The sequence below is a fragment of the Ligilactobacillus sp. WC1T17 genome (genome assembly GCA_900110005.1).
GTDB classification, from domain to species: Bacteria; Bacillota; Bacilli; order Lactobacillales; family Lactobacillaceae; genus Ligilactobacillus; species Ligilactobacillus ruminis_A.
The window spans coordinates 1-1,161 of sequence record FOCC01000027.1; the positions used below are offsets into that span (position 1 = coordinate 1).

The following is a 1,161-nucleotide window of genomic DNA, read 5'->3' on the forward strand; positions in this document are numbered from 1 at the left end:
TACTGCTTGATAAGTGGCTAATGATTTTAAACTAGCCCCTCTAGCATAACGTTTATCTTTAATAGGACTGGCTGAAGCAATGGCAACCCCTTGATTAGAGCATAAAACAGCCCGGCCGGTTTTACCAATTTTAAGGTTCTTCAAAGGACGTTCAATAGTATCAAAAGATACATCAAGACTAATAACCGTCGTTTTGCCGCTTTGATCTTTGAAAGCATACGATGCCGTCAACAAATAATCACCGGTTGCTGCATCTTTATATGGCAAAGTCCATTGCACTGTATTCATATGTTTAACTGCCTGCTTATACCAAAGGCGGCTTTTTACCTTGTAGTCAGAAGGAAGATTAGAGGTTCCTTCGTACTTGCCTTCACTATTACCAACTGTCATCGCCATAAAGGAATCATTACTGTTGACAATTTCTTTTTCATTTTCTAACAAAACCTTACTTTCCATCTTGCCTGATTGGAAGACGGTATATTTGGCGGTTTGCTTTAACACTTTAGCCGTTGATGATTGCAAATGTTCTCTTTCTTCTTGCAAGAGGTCTACGGCCCCTTGTTTTGAAAGATTGTTTCTTGAAATAAGGTTGCTCTTGGTTGATTGGTAGTTACCATAACTGGAGATAACCAATGGTACTAGTCCAATAACTAAAAAAGCAATCATGATAATACGACCTAATGATTTCGTCTTTACTTTTTTCATAAGCGTACTTCCTTTCCGATATTATAAAAAGCAATCACTCTCTTGATAATTACTTACTATTTCTTTAATTATATCTTATTATTGAATAAATTACTTATAAATAATTTATTTAACGCTAAATTATCCCTTTTTCTTCTTTTTTAGGTTAAGCCTAACTTAATCAGCGCCTTTTTTCGCTAGCAATCAAAGTTTTTTGGATATTTTATGCTTTTTTGTAAATTTTATTGTAAAAATAGCATAAAAAAATCTAGTTCATGTAACCAGAAATAGATTTTAATTTTTAGTCTCTTAAGTTAATGTCTAACTTACCCGTTTCACCTTTGAGCTTATCGGAAATGTCGCGCAATTCAGCAACATGCCCGGTAAATTCATCCATCGTTGCCAAAACTTCTTCGGAGTTGGCCGATACTTCCTGGGTCCCAGCGGCATTTTCCTGCGTGGAAGCCGAGATTGTTT

1 protein-coding gene is annotated in these 1,161 nt (G+C 35.7%); it reads right to left on the bottom strand.

Annotation, left to right across the window (positions count from 1 at the left end; translation table 11 throughout):
* A partial coding sequence (locus tag BMX26_RS09360; RefSeq protein ID WP_180366080.1) for a cache domain-containing protein occupies positions 1 to 705 on the bottom strand: 705 nt, incomplete at its 3' end.
* Between the last annotated feature and the right edge of the window lie 456 nt (positions 706 to 1,161).